The sequence below is a fragment of the Providencia sp. genome (assembly GCF_040396775.1).
GTDB lineage: Bacteria > Pseudomonadota > Gammaproteobacteria > Enterobacterales > Enterobacteriaceae > Providencia.
Genome location: NZ_JBEBNT010000015.1, coordinates 78,041 through 98,346, shown reverse-complemented (window position 1 = coordinate 98,346; position 20,306 = coordinate 78,041). Strand labels below are relative to the sequence as shown.

Genomic DNA, 20,306 nt, shown 5'->3' with positions numbered 1-20,306 from the left:
AAGACATTCAAAGCATTGATGTCACCATTGATGGCAACACACACACCTTGCCTGTGACACCCAACGCCGATGGCAGCTACACCGCCGAACTGCCTGCTCTGCAAGCTGGCGATCATCAAATTACGGCCACGGTGAATGGCAAAAGCTCCGCTCAAGATACTTTAGAAGTTAAAAAACCAACACCAATTAGTTCAAATAACTCAAGCGGAACGGGTAATCGTGGCGAACGAGGCGTTATCAATAACATCACCATGGCGACAAGTGATATCACGCGTCTGCAATCAGGTGATAATCTAAGTATCACCGTAACAATTATTGATGCATTTAATAACCCGTTAACGGCTATCGCCCCTAATAATATCATTCTGGATGGATATAAAGCGAACTCGCTGAAATGGTTAGATAACGGTGATGGCACTTACACGACACCTTTGCTGTTAATGCAAACAGGTACTAGTGAGTTAGTGGCCTCTATTAATGGCCATAAATCACCATTGATCACCATTACAGTAGGCAATACGACTGATATCAATAAAGTTGCTAATATCGAACTGGAACCCATCACCCCAAGTGAAGCAGGCGAAGCCCAAACTATCACAGTGAAGGTTACCGATAAGTATCAGCACCCCGTTACCACGATTAACAAGATGATAACGGCGAATATCAACGGCCAGTCAGCACCCATTATTTTAACAGAGTCACTCACTCAAAAAGGGACTTATACCGGAACGTTACCAGCACAAAAAACGGGTAAATATACCGTTGAAGTGACAGCTAACAATAAAGCGGCATCGAAACCTTGGGACGTTAAAACCGCAGCAACCATCACTGCGAAAGAAAAAGATGGGAGTGGCACAGCAAATCAACGCGGTGTCGTTAAAACCGTGACGTTGGTTTCATCACCGATTAACGACCTAAAATCAGGCCAGTCATTACAATTAACCGTGGCGCTTAAAGATGCTTTTGGTAACCCCCTTGAAGGGATCAGCGGCGCTAGCCTTCAATTAAAGCATCAACAACCTAGTGTGAGTTCCGTTAATTGGGTAGACCTCCGTAACGGAGACTACACCACTATTTTGCCACTCACAAAGATTGGTCAAGACACTTTAACCGTGAAAGTGAACCAAATAACCACGTCTCCACTTAATATTAATGTTGGGAATGCCACGGGTACGACTCAAATTCACAAAGTTGATATCAAAAATATCGAAAAACCCGCAGCAGGTGAAACTAGTGCCATTACCTTGATACTTTCCGATGCCAATAACCAACCCATTACAGGGGTAAATAATAACGCAGTCGTCTCTATCAATGGCGCAGAAGAGCTGCTTAAGATAGCTGAAACAACCAACAAAGGAACTTATATTGGCACACTTTCTGGCCAAAAATCAGGAGACCATAAAGTCATTGTCGCGGTGGGTGGCGTTAAATCCACAGAATCAACCTTAACCGTTAGTGCTCCAGTTCCTATTGCGATTAATAACAGTGGTAAATCAGGCTCTCGTGGTGTGATTAACCATGCAACACTTGCCGTTTCACCAACCAAAGACTTAAAGTCTGGCGACGCGTTAACGCTAACGGCGACATTGGAAGATGCCTTTGGTAATCCATTGACGGGTATCGATTTAACACAATCACTCACCCATAAGCAAACAGGTAAAGTCACTTGGACAGCACAGAAAGATGGCACCTATACGGCTAACTTAGTCCTAACACAATTGGGGCCAGACCACTTATTTATCACCGCCAATAAGATACAAAGTCCAACCATTATTATTGATGTCAAATCACAGTTAGGGACTAACGCTATCCATAAAATCGATATCAGTGATATCACCAACGCTGCAGCAGGTGCGCAAAGTACCTTTACCGTTGTCTTGAACGATGCTCAAGGTAACCCTGTTAATGGTATCCAAAACCTTGATGTCACCCTCGATAAGCAAAAACTGCCAAACATCGTAGTGACTCAGCAAGCAGATGGCCGTTACAGCGGGAAATTACCGGGGCAACAAAGCGGGTCTTATGACGTGGTGATTAGCGCTAATAAACAATCATCCACGGCAAAAACACTGATGGTGGCACAACCCGATACCATAACCGCAAATGGTGGTGGCACAGCAGACCAACGTGGTGTGGTGAGTCAGGTTACGCTTCAGGCAATCCCAAACACCAAGCTAACATCCGGTGACACCGTACAGTTGACGGTGGCGTTAAAAGACAGCTTTAATAACCCATTGAAAGGCGTCGACAGTGCCAGCATTGTGCTACAACACAACCAACAAGCCGCTACCATGACATGGATTGACCAAAATAACGGCAGCTACACCACCACATTGCCATTAAACGGATTGGGCCGTAATACGCTGAAAACTACGGTGAATCGCAAAGAGAGCTTGCCTATCAATATTGACGTGGCCAGCCCACATCACGTTGCACAAGTTCACCAACTGACCCTTGAGCCTATTTCATCCTCATCGACAGGTTCAGCGCAAACTATTACCGTAAAAGTCGCTGATACGAATAGTCATGGTGTAACACAAGTTGCCGATGACATTAAAGCCACTCTTAATGACAAGCCACTCAACTTAACCTTTGCTGAATCTAAAACGGATAAGGGCACGTATACCGCCCCCCTACCAGCACAAAAAGCAGGAAGCTATCTGGTTAAAGTGGCCATGAATAAACAGGAAGCGAAAGAAACGTGGATTGTTAGCGCGGCGACGACCCTTAAAGCAATTCATGCAGATGGCTCTGGCGTTCAAAGTAACGCGGGCGTTGTAAATACCGTTGAACTAACAACGACCGCATCAAGCTTCAAATCCGGTGAGTCAGTAAAACTGACACTGACCTTAAAAGATGCGTTTGATAACGCGCTGAATGGCATTGACGTGAAAAATATCACATTAGCGCATCACCAAACAGGTACCAATGTGACATGGGTTGATAACCAAAACGGCACCTATACCACTGACTTACCACTTACCACATTGGGTGCAGACCGCTTAGTCACCACCGTTAACCAGATCAAAAGTACATCAGTTGACATCAACGTGGAAAAAGCAAGTGGAAATAGCCAGATCCATCATATTGAAATCGTTGATATCACCAACGCAGCAGCAGGTGCGCAAAGTACCTTTACCGTTGTCTTGAACGATGCTCAAGGTAACCCTGTTAATGGTATCCAAAACCTTGATGTCACCCTCGATAAGCAAAAACTGCCAAACATCGTAGTGACTCAGCAAGCAGATGGCCGTTACAGCGGGAAATTACCGGGGCAACAAAGCGGGTCTTATGACGTGGTGATTAGCGCTAATAAACAATCATCTACGGCAAAAACACTGACGGTAGCACAACCTGACACCGTGACTGCGGCCGCAAATGGTGGTGGCACAGCAGACCAACGTGGTGTGGTGAGTCAGGTTACTCTTCAGGCAATCCCAAACACCAAGTTAGCATCCGGTGACACCGTACAGTTGACGGTGGCGTTAAAAGATAGCTTTAATAACCCACTAAAAGGCGTCGACAGTGCCAGCATTGTGCTACAACACAACCAGCGAGCCGCTACCGTGACATGGATTGACCAAAATAACGGCAGCTACACCACCACATTGCCATTAAACGAATTGGGTCGTAATACGCTGAAAACTACGGTGAATAGCAAAGAGAGCTTGCCTATCAATATTGACGTAGCCAGCCCGCATCAAGTTGCACAAGTTCACCAACTGACCCTTGAGCCTATCACATCCTCATCGGCAGGTTCAGCGCAAACTATTACCGTAAAAGCCATTGATGCAAATAGTCATGGTGTCACACAAATTGCGGATGACATTAAAGTCACTCTCAATGACAAATCACTCAACTTAACCTTTGTTGAATCTAAAACGGATAAGGGCACGTATACCGCCCCCCTACCAGCACAAAAAGCAGGAAGCTATCTGGTTAAAGTGGCCATGAATAAACAGGAAGCGAAAGAAACGTGGATTGTTAGCGCGGCGACGACCCTTAAAGCAATTCATGCAGATGGCTCTGGCGTTCAAAGTAACGCGGGCGTTGTAAATACCGTTGAACTAACAACGACCGCATCAAGCTTCAAATCCGGTGAGTCAGTAAAACTGACACTGACCTTAAAAGATGCGTTTGATAACGCGCTGAATGGCATTGACGTGAAAAATATCACATTAGCGCATCACCAAACAGGTGCTAATGTGACTTGGGTTGATAACACAGATGGCACCTATACCGCGAATGTAGACTTAAAAATACTTGGCAAAGATGCACTAACAGCCACGGTTAATAAAATCAACAGCCAACCCATTGATTTCGAGGTGATAAAAACTGACGACATCAGTAAGGTCAAGAACGTTGAGATAGTATTGACCCCTACTGCAATTGCAGGCATGGACAGTACATTAGTTGTCGCATTGACAGATTTAAATCATCACGCCGTCACAGGTATTAAAGAGGTTACCGTTCAAATCGATAAGACACATTCATCGACAATTGCTGTCGCACCACTCGATAATGGTCACTACATTCTTACACTGCCCGCTAAGCAAAGTGGCTCCTATGATATTGTTGTTACGGCGAATAACATCAATTCAACGCCTAAAACATGGATAGTGTCGAACCCAAGTACTATCGTTGCCGAAAATAGTGACGGGAGTGGAACTCCAGGCCAACGTGGCGTGGTTGCTAACGTGCAGTTTAGTACCGTACCGTCAGGCAATCTACAAGCAGGCAGCCACCTGATATTAACGGTAATGTTAAAAGATAGCTTTAATAACCCACTGAGAGGTATCGATAGCAACAGTATCGCGATTACTCATCAACAATCAGGCGCAGTAACTTGGAAGGACAATGGGGATGGCACTTATACCGCTAACTTATTATTAAGTAAGTTAGGCACCGATACCTTAAAGGTTACGGTTAATACCATTAGCCAATCACAGGATATTGATGTGAAAGCTCCTCAGGGTGAATCCGCTGTGAACAAGGTGGAATTAAAAGCGGCTAACAAGACGTTTAAGGTAGGTGATTCTGTCGAATTACAATTAACCTTGACCGATAGCTATGGCAACGGTGTTGAAAAGGTACAAACCTCAGACATTCAATTAGATCATAACCATGTGCTTGTGACTAAATTGACGTGGCTAGAGAAAGGCGCAGGTATTTACACAACTACGCTCCCATTACACAAACAAGGGAAAAACACCTTTGTCAGTCAAGTGAATAACAAAGCAAACGCATCACTTACAGTCAATGTCAGCGCACTAACAGACCCAACACAGGTAAAAACCGTTGAGCTCAAAGCCAGCACAAACCAACTGACAGTAGGAAGTCAAACAGAACTGACGCTGACATTAACAGACCAATGGAATAATGGTGTTGAAGGGATCACCGCTAAAGATATCATCATTAATGATGCGCATATTAAGAAAAACCTCACAGGTTTAAGTTGGATATCAAAAGGGAATGGCATCTATACTGCACCAACAGTAGTCTCTATCGCAGGGATCCACTCGCTAAGAGCAACGGTTAACCAAATACAAAGCCATAATATATTGATTGACGCGCTGCCATCAACCAACCAAAGCCATATCAATAAGGTTCTGTTAACAACAAACTTAAGCGCCATTACAGCGGGCAGTAAAGTCACGTTATCTTTAAAAGTGACTGATGCGGATAACAATCCAGTCATTCACCTTAATAATACGATCACACTGACTGATGGTAACCATAAAATATCCACTGTCTGGGATGAAGATAACCATGGCTTAGGTCTCTACAGCACTAATATCCTGCTCAGTGATGTTAAAACACATAATCTGACGGCGAGTATTGGTCAGTTTACTGATACTGCAAGTGTCACGGTCAATTCACCCGTGGGTAAAGATGCCGTGAAGACAATCACCATGACACCTGTCGCCAACAGTGATGCAGGGCAGCCATCATCACTATCCGTTGGCTTAACTGACCAGTATAAAAACCCGGTCAAAAATGTCAGCAGTGGCGATATCACCGTGACAATAAATGGGCAAAAGCAAGACATTGTATTTATGGAAAAAAATGTATTGAATAAATATATCGCTCAACTACCAGCATCTAAAGCAGGCCGCTATCAGATAATGGTGGAAGCCAACGGGCAATCAGAAACTGTCGATTGGAATGTTAATTCACCGAAAGAAATCTCTATCACCTCTTACGATAAAAATGGGTTAAGAGGTTCATTAGAGACGATTTCGATTACCCACAGCGCGAAAAATAACACTGCAAATTCAGGTGATAACGTTACGCTAACGGTTGGGTTAAAAGATAAGTTCGATAACAAACTGACTGGCGCAGCAAGTTCATTGAAATTGTTGACTAATTTACAGTCTGCCTCTGCATGGAAAGAACTTAGCGGGGGGCTGTACACTCAAGAACTCACAATGAACAAGCTACGCAAGCAGCCAATTCAAGTGGTGGCAGATAAAGCACTCAGCGATAAACTGGAGCTAAACGTTGACCCTGCTAAAGGTGCAAATCATGTCCATAAAACCACACTTGAAACCAATGAAGATACCATTGAGGCGGGTCACGACGTGCTATTGACGTTAGCCTTAACGGATAAGGTTAATAATAGTGTTATTGACGTCGATACAAATGCTATTCAGCTCACCAACAATGGGAAACCCACAACGGTTACATGGGCGAATCCACAAGATGGCCTATATACCACCAAACTGCGGTTAGACACGGTAGGTAATCACCAATTTAAAGCCACGGTAAATAACCAACCAAGCCGTATTCAAACCATCGAGGTGACCGCCCCGAGTGGTCAAGCGAAGGTGGCTAAAGCGCAATTAGTCAGCAATATCGCATCACTAGATGCAGGTAAAGACGTAGAATTAACGCTAACCTTGAAAGATCAATACGGTAACCTCGTTATTGGCGTCAATGGTGCTGATATTGCACTAAAAGATAGCCACACCACTGAAACTATTGCTAGCAGTAATATTGCTTGGCAGATGATATCTGCCGGAGTGTATAAAACCGCCTTACCATTAACCAAAGTCGGTAAACACACATTAACTGCGGCGGTAAATAATATCACCGAATCCACAGATATCACGGTAACGGCATTAAAAGGGGCTAGCAATGTTAATGAGATTAAATTAACCGCAGATAATACCACCATCAGTGCGGGCGAAAGCACAACATTAACCCTGACCTTACTCGATAGCTATGGTAATGAAGTGGTAGATGTTGCACCTAAAGATATTCAGCTCAAAAATACCGATAGCACTATTACCACAACAGCATCGTGGGTGAAAGATCCGTCACACAATCATGTTTATACCGCTAAAGTCACATTAGAGAAAGTGAAACGACACACTTTATCGGTTGATGTGAATAGTCAGTCAAAAAATATCGCGATTGAAGTGAAGACACTAGAAGGCGCTAAAAATGTCGCGAAAATTGAGCTAAATATGTCAGAGGCTGCCAGATTAGGGGCAAATATGCCACTAACGTTACAACTCAAAGATAAGTTCGGTAATGGTGTCATTTATGTTGCAAGCCAAGATATTCAATTAACGAATAACGGCCAAGCAGAAAACATCACTTGGACCGAAGGTTCTCAGGGGCAATACGAAGCAAATTGGCTATCGAGGAAAGTCGGTAAACACCAATTAGATGTAGTCGTTAATGCTAATCGTTTGGCTAAACCTATCGATATCGAATTGGCACCGCCTCAAGGTGCAAAGAGTGTTGATAGCATAGGGATAGACATGTTAGACACCGCTGAGGTTGGCGATACCGTTAACGTCACTCTCAAATTACAAGATAAGTATGGTGTCGATGTTATTGATATCAGCTCAAATGATATTACTTTATTGAGTGATAAACAGACTTTACCTACATTAGTTTGGAGCGATGATAAGCATGGAAACTACACAGCGGATGTGAAGTTTGACACTGTAGGAAAACATACCTTAACCGTTAATATCAATAACTCAGCCAAAACAGCGGAGAAAAAAGAGATTAATATCAAAGCACTTCCTCCTGTGTTCGCTAATGGGAAAAGTGAGTTCTCTGTTGATACCGATTCGGTTGAAGGGAATGGCAAAGATAAAGCGACAGTAACCTTAAAATTGATGGATAAAAATAGCACCCCTATTTCAGGCAGAAAACCAAAGCTCACAGCGACGATGGGAAATATAAACTCAGTGATGGATGAAAAATCACCTGGTGAATATACCAGCACCTTTAATAGCTCAACAGTGGGCACATCAAAACTGGCAATCGATAGTAGTTCCATCGACTACTCAGGTTCAGTCCCTGAAATTACAATCGTGACCTACGGTACCCCTGAAATTCAAACAATAGGAGACCAAAGTGTTTTTGCGATAGATAGCGGGTTCCCTAATACGGGATTTGAGGGGGCACAATTTAGAATTACGGTTCCAGTGGGGCAACCGACTGATTATAGCTGGAGTGTTGATAGTGATTGGCTTTCTATTGATGATAAAGGTGTTGTCACCATGCAGCGTAAACCCACTACAAGCGCGATGACCCCTACATTTAAAGGTGTACCAAAACCACACACTGGCTATAAACGCACTGTTGATTATCGATTTACCCTGAAAAAATGGTATGTCAGATCTGGCCAGTCGTATAATTTTAATAGAATCGCAGCAAGAAATTGCGCAGCCCGTGGTGATCGTTTGGTTAAATACAATGACTTGGCGGCAGCTGGGGCCATCTCTAACCGTAAAGTTGGCGAACAACTTCTTCAAGAATGGGGGGCTACATTTACCCTAAACAAATTAGGTATAGTATATAGCCTTTGGACTGACGATTATGAGCACACTAGTACACTATATTCGTTTTTCAAGCGATCTTCTCTGGAGCACGTCACCTTGAGCAGTAGCCAACTTAGAGATTATGCCGAGCTTGATATTTTATGTGTCAATGATTTGAACTAAACACACAAAAGCCCCTTCGGGGGCTTTTTCCTTTATCGATAAGGCTAGTTTTTCACCCCATCCCAATCCAAGCCAAATTTCGCCAAATATTTTCGTAACCTATCCGCATCATTGGGTTGTTTTTTCTGTTGCCGAGAGACCGCAAATAACGCTCGCCCCGCCTCTGAAAGGGATGAAGAACGGCGGCATACATCCAGTACGGTAGCTAATTGCTGTTGGTCGAATAAATCAATTTCACCCACCTGTTTAGGTAATGAACTGCTTGATTTGACTTGCCATTGGGATTGCAAACGCCCAATTTCCTCTTCAGCTATCGGCTTGGTTATTCGCCCTTTTTCCGCAAAGGTCGCCATTCGGCTAATCGATGCGCCCAATTCACGGAAGTTACCGCGCCAGAGTGCTTGTTCAGAGCACGCAAATTTCACATACACATTGCGCGCTTCACTATCAAAACGGATTTGGTTTTGCGCATCTTGGCTGAATTTCACGAGTTCATAATCGATATTTGGTTCGATATCTTCACGGCGATCACGCAAGCCGGGTAAGGCAAATGTCCACATATTGATGCGGGCGAATAAATCCTCACGAAATTTGCCCTCTTCCACTTGTTGCGCCAAGTTGCGATGCGTTCCCGCAATTAATTGAAAATCACTGTGAATTTCGTCATCCGCACCATAAGGGAAAAAACGTTTTTCTTCGATGGCTTTAAGCAGCATCGCTTGCTCATCAAGGCCAAGTTCGGCAATTTCATCGAGAAATAAAATGCCGCCATCCGCTTCTTTTAACAGCCCTTTTCGGTAGTTTAACGCCCCCGTAAATGCCCCTTTCACATGGCCAAACAACGTCGACATGGCATTATCGCCGCGTAACGTAGCGCAGTTTACTTCCACAAACCGCCCTTTGACTTGATGGCGGCTTTCACGTAATTGATAAATTCGCCGAGCCAAGAAGGATTTTCCCGCCCCTGTCGGGCCATTGAGTAAAATCGGGGCTTTTGAGCGTAACGCCACCCGTTCAATTTGCTCAATCATGGTATTAAACGCGCTGTTGCGTGTGGCGATACCCGATTTTAAAAACGAGACTTGCTGCTGTTGCTCTTTCTGGAAACGGCTGGTGATATGGGTGTAGCGACTTAAATCGAGGTCAATCACCGTGTGAATACCAATCGGGTCTTTTTCCCTACCTTTCTCACTGGGTGACGTTTGAATAAGTTTAGCGGGCAAATAGTGTGCTTCGGTTAATAAAAACCAACAAATTTGCACTACGTGCGTCCCTGTGGTGATGTGCACAAGGTACTCTTCGTTGTCCGTATCAAAGGGGTAGCTCGCAGAAAAATCCAGTAGCGAGGTATACACTTCCTCGAAATCCCACGGGTCTGCAATATCCACCTCATGCAAAACAACTTCCGTTTGTGGTGACGCTTGCTCAATATCCTCTTTGACGCGGTGTGCCATCGAGTAGTCATTGACCTGATGAATTAATTCAAAGCGGCCAATATTGATATTCGGCTGTTGGCATAGCCCAACCGTTGGGCGCCATTTGGTCCAGCGATTGGCTTTTTTGCCCCGCCTGTCCAATACCGTACCAAGCACACCGATCACAACCTTGCGTTTTTCACTCATGATTTATATAAATTTATAAAATACGATATAAAAAGATAATAAATAGACTAATTCATTTTCTCGCTCATTGTAAGCCACCTTTAGCTCAAAAATAATTAATTGTTATTTTTCATTAAGATAAAAAAATTTATCACTTTTTTTAAAAAGTTGGCACGCTTCTGGCAATTATATATTCATCCACTGCCGGAAAATGTCTGAACTTCGCGTTCAACCGGTGCAGACATGGTGGCTATTGTCACTACATGGTCTGTATGCCGCCGTCGGTAAGATACCTTGGTAATAGCCTAGCTATCAGGTTCGACTCCTGAACTTAAAAATACGATTCCAAACGTAAATAAAACCTAGCTGAAGTTTAGCTAAAAGCTGGCACTCGAGAGCCTTACCGAGTGATGAGCAGAAATTTAGACAGCCAATTCGGCGCTCTTTCTTTCCCCTCATGACTTCGTTTTGTTCTTCAGCGTCAGACTCATAAATAAAAGGAAAAATAATGAAAAAAATAAATGTAGCTCAAGGACTTATTGCACTAACCTCAAAAAATGGTGATTTCAAACAACTGTTAGTGGCAGGCGAGCACCGCGTACAAGATTGGTTTAATAAACTGACGGTTTCATTTTTCACCTTAAACAATGAACCAATTGAAGAAAAGCTGGCAAACCATTTGCGCCAATTCCATATGGATTGGGTGAGTGAGTATTGTGTTGACATTAATTTATCTGATGATGAAGTCGCTTTTTTATACTTACATCACCATTTGGTTGAAATTATCGCGCCACAAACACGCCGTTTATACTGGAAAACCAACGATGATTTACGTATCGAAAAACATAACGTGACTCAATTAGCGATGACAAACGAGTTAACCGAACATTTAGTGCATAAAAAAGGGGTTAAAGGCCGTGAGTTATGTGTGATGGCGCAAATCTTTGCGGGGCAAATTGGCCTGCTTAAAGTGGATGGTGAAATAAAAAGCCTGTTAGAAATGGGTAATTACGGTTTTTGGTCAGTTAAGCAGAAGCCTGAGATTCAAATCATCGATGTTTGCTCGCAATCCATTGATAACCCAATTGACGCAGTACTTGCTGAGCAAATTCGCCAATATCACCCAAATTGGGTAGCCTCCTATGGTGTCGATATTGATTTATCTGATGATGAGATTGGTTTTTTATATTCACACAATAACTTGGTTGAGATCTTATCGCCCGCAACACGTCGCTTGTACTGGAAATCAGGCAATACACTGCGTGTCGAAAAACAAAAAGTGGGCCATTTAGTGTTACCAGAAGCGTTAACTCAGCGCTTAGCTGCAAAAAAACGCATCAAAGGCAGCGAGCTTTGCCTTGTGGCTCAAATACCGGCTTGGCATATTGGCGTATTAAAAATTGACGGTGAAATCACGGGATTACTTGAAGCAGGTACCCACGGTTACTGGCGTGTAGAACATACCCCAGAAATTGACATCATTGATACGCGTTTACAGTCACTGGAAGTTAGCGGGCAAGAAATCTTAACCAAAGATAAAGTGACGTTGCGTATTAATTTGTCGGCTAACTGGCGCTATGCCGATGTGCTACATGCATTTTCTCAATTGAGTCAGCCAGTGGAGCATTTATACCGTGAATTACAGTTTTCATTAAGAGAAATCGTGGGCACTCGCACACTGGATGAACTCTTAGAAAACAAGCAGTTAATCGATGAAATAATGCTAACACAAGTGGTGCAAAGTATTGCGGAGTTTGGCTTAGAGGTCGATAGCATTGGTGTGAAAGACATTATTTTACCGGGTGAAATGCGCACTATTTTGTCCCAGGTGGTTGAAGCTGAAAAATCAGCACAAGCTAATGTGATCCGCCGCCGCGAAGAAACGGCCGCCACGCGTTCGCTGTTAAATACCGCCAAAGTGATGGAAAACAACCCTGTCGCGCTGCGCTTAAAAGAGCTTGAAACCTTAGAAAGCATCGCACATCGAATCGACCAAATTTCCGTTTACGGTGGATTAGACCAAGTATTAAACGGATTGGTAAAAATTAAGGAATAACAATGAGTAATAATAACTTTAATCAATTAATTCAAGAAACTGGCGTACCGGTAAAAATGTGGACCAATGGAGTGCCCGTTGACCCAAAAGCGGTAACGCAATTGCAAAATACCGCCAAGATGCCATTTATTTTTAAACACTTAGCCGTAATGCCAGATGTGCACGTGGGAAAAGGGTCAACCATTGGGAGCGTGATCCCAACCAAAGGGGCGATTATCCCTGCTGCGGTAGGGGTTGATATTGGTTGCGGGATGATTGCGGTACGTACTTCCCTAACCGCGTCTGATTTGCCAGATAGCTTGCAGAATATTCGTTTTGCTATCGAAGCCGCTGTACCCCATGGCCGAACAACACATCGACATGGACGTGATAAAGGCGCATGGCACCGTACACCGGATATCGTCGATACCCATTGGGCGCATTTAGATGAAGATTTTAAACGTATTTGCGATAAATACCCGAAACTACGTGGAACTAACCATTACAACCACTTAGGAACGTTGGGAACAGGGAATCACTTTATTGAGCTGTGCTTGGATGAGCAAAACCGCGTTTGGGTGATGTTGCATAGCGGGTCACGTGGTGTGGGAAATGCGATAGGTAACCTATTCATTTCATTGGCACAAAAAGATATGCAGCAACATATCGCCAACCTGCCAGATAGGGACTTAGCCTACTTTGAAGAAGGCAGCGTGCATTTTAATGACTATATGGAAGCTGTGGGTTGGGCACAGGATTTCGCCCGTCATAACCGCGAAGTGATGATGCACCGTGTGTTGGAAGCGCTTTCACGTGAAATTCCAAAGCCGTTTACCACGCAACAAGAAGCGGTAAATTGCCACCATAACTATGTGCAAAAAGAGCAACATTTTGGTGAAGAAGTTTTGGTAACACGAAAAGGCGCTGTGTCTGCTCGAAAAGGCCAAATGGGGATCATCCCAGGGTCGATGGGGGCAAAAAGCTTTATTGTGCGCGGATTGGGTGATGAAGAAAGTTTTTGCTCTTGCAGCCATGGCGCAGGCCGTGTGATGAGCCGAACGGAAGCCAAAAAACGTTTCTCCGTGAGTGACCAAAAAATGGCAACCGCGCACGTTGAGTGCCGAAAAGATAGCGATGTGATTGATGAAATTCCGATGGCATACAAAGACATCGATGCCGTAATGGCAGCACAATCATCATTAGTTGAAATCGTGCATACTCTACGCCAAGTGGTGTGTGTGAAAGGTTAGAGTTAGGCTTAAGTATTAGGATATAGGCTATATATTACAAGATAAGGCCTATATCCTATAAATTAACGAGTAAAATTAGAAATAGGTTTATCAAATTGCGCTCTGTAAGATTTTTGCGTTCTTTTTACAAACGCCAAATAATCAATATGTTCTATTTTATCTATTTGCTTATTTACGAGGCGATTAATATCATCAAAGCTTTGTACATTATATTTTTTATTTTCACTGCCAATAGCTATGCTATTAATTGCACCACAAATGATGTTAAGTAATTTTATTTTTTCATTAGTCAAAAGAATACTATCTTTTCTAAAGTCTTGAACTGATTGAGGGCAGATAGTAAATGAAGTTGAATTTATCCACATATTTTGCATATTCTGAAAAGGGTTTAACCATTGACCATGAGCGACTTTATTTCGATTTCTAATGACAGGAGCTAGGTGCCCACTAATCCATGCTTTTATTCGCCCATATATCGTAAAAACAATAATTCCTAAGCTATCTTCATTAGCATCATCTTCAAACGGAATATTTCCATTCTTTTTAACCGCTATTGCAAGAGCGGTTAGCCATCGTTGTTCTAAGCTATTTTCGTTGTATATAATGCTGCGTTCACGTTCTGTAAAGACACTGTCTTCATAAATAAGCACATGTAATCTAGCTTCACACCATACGGATAATAACATTGAATACAAACGGGTAAATGTTAAAACATCATCTTGTATATTCTGATACGCTGAAGATGCGATAGTTTTTCTTAGCTGCCCCTCTAAATGACGCAATCCACTACCAACCTGCTCGAAGTTTTGTCGGTGATATTCTCGTATTTTATCTATATATGATGATGGGTCACAAGCATAAAGGGTATCTACTCTGCTTTTTATTTCTGTCAATGTACCCTCCCTTATCAACTCTATAAAATCCTGATGCCAAAACCGTTTCAATATATTAAACAGTTTTGGCATCCAGGATTCGAACCATGGACCTCCTATCCATAAAGATAGATGTGCGACCTTACACCAATGCCCCATAGTGATACTAAATCTATTTTTTCAATGATCAATACAAGGATTTAATTACCACGAGCCGCTTCGCAAATATATTGAGTAAATTAATTTCCAAAAAAATAAGACCATCAGAAAATTTTGATGGTCTTTTCTCAAAGCAATGTCGAAACTCTTAACTAAAATTTATTTATCGCCAGCATGCATTGCGCATCACTGAAAACCGTCCTGAGCCCATAAATGCTAACGCAATGGCACTTAAGAAGAAATACACGATACTTTCAATTGCCCATGCCCCTGTTTTATCCAGAACAAAGGTTTTATCTAAACCAATCATTAACCATGCAACCACCATGGTAAACGCCACTAACAATGCTGATGGGCGAGTTAAAATCCCTAAAATAATAAAGATAGGGGCAACGACTTCACCTAAAATAGTCCCGTAAGCAATAAATTCAGGTAGGCCATAAGAAGCCAGTAGCGCCTTGATACCGCTGGCACCTGTCATTAATTTGCTCATACCGTGGAACAACATCAAACCGCCCACAGAAAGACGTAACAGTAATTTTCCCGCATCTTCATGGGACAACAGCCGATTAAATAGATTGACCACTTTATACCCCCTTCGCTTTAAATACCGATCATTAAGTAGTATGACGTAAAAATGTATTATGGCTCAGAAAATTAAAGTGGGAATCATTTTAATTTGCATTTCTTATAACTAAATCAATTTTCATTTAATTATAAATTGTTAACTATTTCCTCATTCAAATATTACGTTTAATTAACCATTTAATAATCAAATATACTGAATGAAAAACACTATCAATAAACGATTAGCTACATGATTTTACCGTTACCAGTGCTAACTCCGTTAATGACGTATAAAACGAATTTGACGTTGTTCTATTTAGTTGATGAGAAAATTGTGGCAACCAACTTTCCAAGTGTTCAACCAGTAATTCTTTTAATGCACTTTCTCTGACCTCTGACGCTAATACTGCTGCCTGAAATAACATTAAACCAACATGGTCTGAAGGTTCAGGGTAGTGTGTTTGTACTTTTAACCGCTCACGCTGTAAAAACGCGCTCAACGCTTGTGTTGATGAACCTTGCAATACCCCCTCAGGGTCGAGATATACCGAGCCCCAAGGCGGAGCCGGTAATGTATTGGGGCCTACAAACAAATCAGCCCATTGCTCATGTAACTTTTGTCGTTCAATCTTTAAAGACTGCGTGATTCGATTACTCAATTGAGGGCTTATTTTGCAAGGCCACTGAGTAGCAAAGTCATCCAATTTAAAAAAGCTTAATGCATAGTGACTTGCATCATCATTGGGCGAAAACAGATAACAAGTCCCCAAAATATTAAAGGCCGCTGCATAATGTGAAAAATGGATCATAATGACGGATAACTTCCTAAAAAATTAATCACAATTGCCTTAAATATGAATAGAGTAAAAGCAATAACGCAGCATAAACTCAGCCACAATCGCACAGCCACACCCCAACACTAAATACCCCTGACCACTTGAGGTTAATACCTCACTTGACGCTGTACGCATGCGGCGGAATATGCCAAACCCGAGCACTATCACGGCTAACATCCCCACCACCCAACTGGTCATACGCAATGACCAAATGGCTTGATAAGCGTGAATGGAGTCAATAGGAAAGGTTATCGACTCGTTGTTATAACTGGTGTGAATAAGGTAGCTTTCATAAGCAGGTTGATAAACTAAGCGAATAAATAAGCTAACACCAATAACCGCCCATAATACCCATAACCCACGAGTCGGAATTTGTATCCCCGAACTCCCTGCTTTAAAACGCAGTAATACACTGATTAATAAATAATAACCCGCCGCACCAGCCGTTAGCATCGTGCCATAAAACATCAGATAAGTATTATCATTCATCCACGTTAACATTGAGGTATAACGATAGATTGACGCCATGGCATACACATCGCACAGCCCTGCAATAATCGCCATACCCAGCAGCAGATAAGACAATTCTTTTTTAAACCAAAGCCATAAAAAAGTGAGCCCTAAAAATGTAAAGTAGGTAGCAGTCAATACCACTTCTCGGCTTAACCAAGAAGAAAAGAGATTTAACAACGAATTAGGCGCATTAAGTGGCACACCTAAATGGGTAATTGATGATAATAATCCTACGCCTGCGAAAACACAGGCTACAAACAGATACCATAGAAAAAATTGCGAATTAACTTTCCCCGCAAATACAGAAGACAATTTCTTTGCAGAAATTCCCAACATGATGCTTAACCCAATAGATAGCTGCATCAAAAAGGTGAATAACAATAATGGCCATTCGTTCATTTGGCTTCTCCTTGAGTGTCTTGAGATTGGCGACCAGAACCTTGGTGTGGATGAATGACAAGGTTCGGGTGTGTGATCGCCGAATCTGGTAGCCCTCGCACATCTGCCAATTCACCATAACGTTTTCTGAGCTCGTCGATTGGACCAAACTGAATCGCACCTAGCGGGCAAGTTGCCACACAAACGGGCTGCTCACCTTTAAGTTGCAGGTCAATACAAAAATCGCATTTCGACATTTGCTGTGTTTCAGGATTCATTTGTGGCGCACCATATGGACAAGACCATGCACAAGTTCCGCATCCAACACATTTGTCGGTATTAACCATCACAATGCCGTCCCCTTCGCGCTTATGCATCGCTGTGGTTGGGCAATTCTTGACACACATAGGGTCGGCACAGTGGTTGCATGAAATGGATAACGTATAGGCAAAGACATTATTCACCAGCCCCCCTGTGCCGTTTTCGATAAACTCGCCGCCTGTGACTTCGTATACACGGCGGTATTTGCGCCCGACGTCGAGGTTGTTTTTATCTTTACAGGACACCTGACACGCTTTACAGCCAGAACAGCGCGCCGAATCAATATAAAACCCGAGTTGTTTGTCACTCACTGCGGGGTAAACGTGGAATTTACTCATGCTTTTGTTACCTCCACCAATAATGTTTGATGGGCATTTCCGTGTGCCATTGCTGTACTACGTGCGGATGTTAATACGTTCGCACATCCACCTTGGTCGATACCGTTTTCATCAGGCTGCCACCATGCACCAGCTTGCAGTGCGACTACTCCTGGCATGATGCGCTGAGTGATTTTCACAGGCACTTGTGTGACACCACGGTCATTATTCACTTTGACAGAGTCACCTTCGCTAATATTACGACGCTTAGCATCAGTGGGGTTGATCCACAGTTCTTGGCGCTGGACTTCTTGCAACCATGGGTTAGCAAATTGTGTTGAGTTGGCGCGGTTACGGCCTTTCCACGTAATGAGCTGCAACGGAAAACGTGTCGTTAAGTCGTCTTCAGGCCCTTCAATCGCGGGGACATAATGAGATAACGCAGGAATATCAACATCATTACGCTCATACAGGCGCTTCGAAAAAATCTCAATCTTCCCTGACGGTGTCTCAAACGGGTGGTTTTCAATATCATTAATGTTTTTTTCGAAAGCCACATGCCCTGTATGCGGCTTGTGTTTCAACAAATGGCGGCGTTTAACCAACAGTTCATCAAAGGTAGGAATACCATCCTCAGGGCGTTTTTGGTGGGCATCATTAACAAGATGTTCAATCCACTGTTTTTCCGTACGACCTTCACTAAACTTCTCGCCAACCCCCAGTTTTTCAGCCACTTCACACAACCACTCATAATCACTGCGGCGTTCAAATTCAGGCTCAATCACTTTTTCAGATAAAATAATATAGTTACCCGTTCCCCAAGTTCCCCCTACATTCCAGCGCTCTAAAAAACTGGTTTCAGGTAGTAAAATGTCGGCATATTTGGCGCTCGGTGTCATATACAAATCGCTGTATACGATAAACTCCACCTTGCTTTCATCCTCCAAAACTTTAGCGGCATGCAAAATATCGGGGTTTTGGTTGGTCATATAATTACCCGCTAACGAGAAAATCATTTTGATCTCGGTATCGAGTTTTTCGGCATTTTTCAGGCCATTGTTTGGCGTAACAAGTTTTTTATCCTCACAGGCTTGAACCCAATTGGTGATGTTGATTTTTGCCTTAACGGGATTTTCAAATAGGCTTGGCCCCGCGAGGGTTTTACGTAAATCAGGCGTGACCGCAACACCATAACCCGCAGCCCAGCCGCCTTTCACACCCACATTACCTGTGATAGTCGCTAGCAACGTTGCGCCACGCGCTGAGCGCTCCCCACAAATATGGCGTTGAGGTCCCCAACCTTGCATTAGTGCAGCGGGTTTCGTGCTGGCATATTCACGTGCTAACTGGCGAATTGTATCTGCGGGGACTTTGGTTATCGGTTCTGCCCATTCTGGAGTTTTCACCACACCATCTTTTTTACCCATTAAATACGCGACGAGTGACTCGTTTTCAGGCACACCTTCCGGCATTTGGTGTTCATCAAACCCGACGGTATATTTGTCGATAAAAGCTTGATCATGGCGATTTTCGCTGATGATCACATACATCATCGCATCCATCATGGCGTTATCCGTCGTCGGTAAAATTGGGATCCATTGATCAGCTAGCGACGACGCCGTATCGGAATAGCGTGGGTCGACAACAATAAACTTGGTGCCGTTTTTCTTCATTTTTTGGAAGTAATGATTGGAATGTCCAAAAATGGTTTCATTGGGGTTGTGCCCCCATAAAATCACCAGCGGGGTATTTTCCAACGTATCCAAGGTGCTGCCACTTGCGGAAGTGCCGTAAGTATACGGCGTCACCGCCATCGTGTTGCCGTTACTGACTGAGTGGTAATTCTCTAAAAAACCCCCCGTCATATTGAATAAACGGCGTAGCATATTCGCACCAGAGAAAATCCCCCCAGTGACACCCGTACTTAAGCTAACAAAGCGCGAAGCTGGGCCGTATTGTTCATTGATGCGTTGCATGTTGCTTGCGATAAGCGTAGTGGCCTCTTCCCAACTGATCCGCTCAAAGCGCCCTTCTCCGCGTTTACCCACACGTTTCATTGGGTATTTCAAGCGATTCGGGTGGTACACAAATTTCCGATAGCTACGACCACGCACACACGCACGCATGATTGGCATCTCTTCATCGAGACTGGCATCAGGTCGAGTGCTAATTCGTGTGACCACACCTTCTTTGACATGCGCTCGAATATCACATTTCCCCCCGCAGTCAAAACTACTGCAAGTGGAAACGACACGTTCACCCTCATTATTAATGGTTTTTGTCGGGATGATATCTGGGTTTTCTGGTGTTGAAGCGACCGTATTTGCGGCTAAAAATGGGACAGCCATGAGTGCAGAGCTGCCTTGAATAAACCGACGACGGGTTAAAGGTTCAATCAGGCCGACTTGCTCATCATTCTGACTGTTGTAATTTTCCATGATAACTCTACCTCAGGCATACATTAGGTTTCCGCGCTAGGGTAATCATTTTC

At 43.3% G+C, this 20,306-nt stretch carries 10 protein-coding genes; 3 read left to right on the top strand and 7 right to left on the bottom strand.

Annotation, left to right across the window (positions count from 1 at the left end):
- Positions 1-53 precede the first annotated feature (53 nt).
- Positions 54-8,966: an invasin domain 3-containing protein gene (locus tag ABWP91_RS15185; protein WP_353243957.1), complete on the top strand. Its 8,913-nt coding sequence runs from the start codon at positions 54-56 to the stop codon at positions 8,964-8,966.
- Between the two features lie 44 nt (positions 8,967-9,010).
- Here the strand turns inward: ABWP91_RS15185 and rtcR are convergent, their stop codons facing one another.
- Positions 9,011-10,588, bottom strand: coding sequence for an RNA repair transcriptional activator RtcR (rtcR, locus tag ABWP91_RS15180; protein ID WP_353243953.1), 1,578 nt, complete (start codon positions 10,586-10,588; stop codon positions 9,011-9,013).
- A gap of 979 nt (positions 10,589-11,567) precedes the next feature.
- Between rtcR and ABWP91_RS15175 the strand changes: the two genes are divergently transcribed.
- Positions 11,568-12,623: a slipin family protein gene (locus ABWP91_RS15175; RefSeq protein WP_502935818.1), complete on the top strand. Its 1,056-nt coding sequence runs from the start codon at positions 11,568-11,570 to the stop codon at positions 12,621-12,623.
- A gap of 2 nt (positions 12,624-12,625) precedes the next feature.
- Entirely contained in the window at positions 12,626-13,852 is a 1,227-nt protein-coding gene (locus ABWP91_RS15170) for an RtcB family protein (protein WP_353243952.1), read from the top strand.
- A gap of 62 nt (positions 13,853-13,914) precedes the next feature.
- Here ABWP91_RS15170 and ABWP91_RS15165 read toward each other — a convergent pair whose 3' ends face one another.
- The 6 genes from ABWP91_RS15165 to ABWP91_RS15140 all read right to left on the bottom strand — a co-directional run bounded on the left by ABWP91_RS15165 (position 13,915) and on the right by ABWP91_RS15140 (position 20,253).
- A complete protein-coding gene (locus tag ABWP91_RS15165; protein ID WP_353243951.1) occupies positions 13,915-14,745 on the bottom strand; it encodes a hypothetical protein in 831 nt (276 codons plus the stop codon).
- Between the two features lie 301 nt (positions 14,746-15,046).
- The gene (locus ABWP91_RS15160) at positions 15,047-15,469 is read right to left on the bottom strand and encodes a DoxX family protein (RefSeq protein WP_206086291.1); all 423 of its coding nucleotides are present in this window, start codon (positions 15,467-15,469) and stop codon (positions 15,047-15,049) included.
- Between the two features lie 223 nt (positions 15,470-15,692).
- Entirely contained in the window at positions 15,693-16,259 is a 567-nt protein-coding gene (locus ABWP91_RS15155; RefSeq protein WP_353243950.1) for a molecular chaperone TorD family protein, read from the bottom strand.
- Positions 16,260-16,298: 39 nt separating this feature from the next.
- Complete coding sequence (locus tag ABWP91_RS15150) at positions 16,299-17,198, bottom strand: dimethyl sulfoxide reductase anchor subunit family protein (RefSeq protein ID WP_353243949.1); 900 nt, start codon at positions 17,196-17,198, stop codon at positions 16,299-16,301.
- Positions 17,195-17,836 (bottom strand): DMSO/selenate family reductase complex B subunit, encoded by a 642-nt coding sequence (locus tag ABWP91_RS15145; protein ID WP_353243948.1) that lies wholly within the window; start codon positions 17,834-17,836, stop codon positions 17,195-17,197. Before ABWP91_RS15145 ends, ABWP91_RS15150 begins: the two co-directional genes overlap by 4 nt.
- Entirely contained in the window at positions 17,833-20,253 is a 2,421-nt protein-coding gene (locus ABWP91_RS15140; RefSeq protein WP_353243947.1) for a DMSO/selenate family reductase complex A subunit, read from the bottom strand. The genes ABWP91_RS15145 and ABWP91_RS15140 overlap by 4 nt, the downstream gene beginning before the upstream one ends.
- Positions 20,254-20,306: the final 53 nt, after the last annotated feature.